Source organism: Tunicatimonas sp. (assembly GCF_049647865.1).
Taxonomy (GTDB): Bacteria; Bacteroidota; Bacteroidia; order Cytophagales; family Cyclobacteriaceae; genus Tunicatimonas.
In genome coordinates this window covers 1-1,630 of sequence record NZ_JBARYM010000207.1, presented here as the reverse complement: position 1 = coordinate 1,630, position 1,630 = coordinate 1, and the positions used below count along the sequence as shown (strand labels likewise).

The 1,630-nt window shown below is 46.4% G+C and carries 1 protein-coding gene and 1 pseudogene; both read left to right on the top strand.

Annotation, left to right across the window (positions count from 1 at the left end; genetic code table 11):
* Positions 1 to 196: 196 nt before the first annotated feature.
* A complete protein-coding gene (locus WBA23_RS06395) occupies positions 197 to 1,408 on the top strand; it encodes a pyridoxal phosphate-dependent aminotransferase (RefSeq protein WP_424581419.1) in 1,212 nt (403 codons plus the stop codon).
* 87 nt (positions 1,409 to 1,495) lie between these two features.
* Positions 1,496 to 1,630: pseudogene (locus WBA23_RS06390) on the top strand (D-glycero-beta-D-manno-heptose-7-phosphate kinase); the annotation flags it as partial.

Below are 1,630 nucleotides of genomic sequence, written 5' to 3'. Positions count from 1 at the left end.
CTATTAGCTACCACTGGATAGGTGAGATGATAAAACAGCTCTCGAAAGGTACTGAAATACAGCAAGTTGCAGGGCGCAAGATCATCTTACCACCTTTACTTAACTATTAAGTACTTACAAAGAAATGTGTAAGTGCTATTTTTTAGGGTATACTTAGTACTTTTGTTCCCGTTTACCAATTACGCAATTATTTATTATGGAACAGGCCGTAGCCCACCCCTTATCAGATCGTATTCAGAATTTGTCCGAATCGGCGACTATTGCCATGGCTCAAAAGGCCCGGGAGTATAAAGCTAAAGGCATTGACGTAATTAGTCTGAGCTTAGGTGAACCCGACTTTAAAACTCCTCAGCATATTCAGGATGCCGCGAAGGCTGCTATTGATGAAGGGAAGTACTTTGGCTACTCACCTGTACCTGGCTACTTAGACTTGCGCCAAGCCATTGCCGACAAGCTACAACGCGACAACAACTTAAATTATACCCCCGATCAAATTGTAGTCTCTACTGGGGCCAAACAATCTATTGCTAATGTATTCATGTGCCTGCTCAATCCGGGCGATGAAGTGATTGTATACGCTCCTTACTGGGTGAGCTACGCCGAAATTATTAAAGTAGCCGAAGGCGTACCCGTGCCGATTATGGGAACATTAAAAAACAACTTTAAAGCTACTGCCGATCAACTCAAAGAAGCTATTACTCCCCGCACCAAGGCCGTGATTTTCTCTTCGCCTAGTAACCCCACCGGCTCAGTATTTACCCGAGAAGAGATGGAAGCGATGGCAGAAGTGCTACGTCAGCACCCTAATATCTACGTAGTGGCCGACGAAATCTACGAGTTCATCAATTTTCAGGATGAACATGTGAGTATTGGCGCGCTACCGGGCATGTACGACAATACCGTTACCATCAATGGGTTTTCCAAAGGTTATGCTATGACTGGCTGGCGACTGGGCTATATTGCTGCGCCCGAATGGATTGCCAAGGCCTGCGGAAAAATTCAGGGGCAGTTTACTTCGGGTCCCAACAGTATTACCCAACGGGCTGCTATTGCTGCGTTGAACGGTGATATGTCAGCGACCCATGAGATGAAAACGGCCTACCGCCACCGCCGCGACTTGGTTTTAGAACTACTAAAAGATGTACCCGGAGTAGAAACCTACGTACCTACTGGGGCCTTTTACCTCTTCCCCGATATCAGTGCCTACTTCGGCAAGTCCAACGGTGAAACCACTATTGAAAATGCCAATGATCTCTGTATGTATATTCTTAACGAAGCCCACGTTTCGCTAGTAACCGGAGAAGCCTTCGGTGCTCCGAACTGCATACGCATGTCATTTGCGGCATCAGACGAGCAACTGAAAGAAGCGATGAAACGATTTAAAGAAGCATTATCGCAATTAAATTAACTGACGGAGACCGAAAGCCGGAGTCCAAAGACCGAAGCACACATTCCGGTTTTCGGTTTCCGGTTTCCCACCTCCGATACTAATCGGATGTCACATTACTCATCTTTTCCCGAGCTATTTGAGGCTTTTCGCCATCTGAAGGTGTTGATTATTGGTGATGTAATGTTGGATGCCTACGTTTGGGGCAGCGTTCATCGTATTTCTCCTGAGGCTCCCGTACCT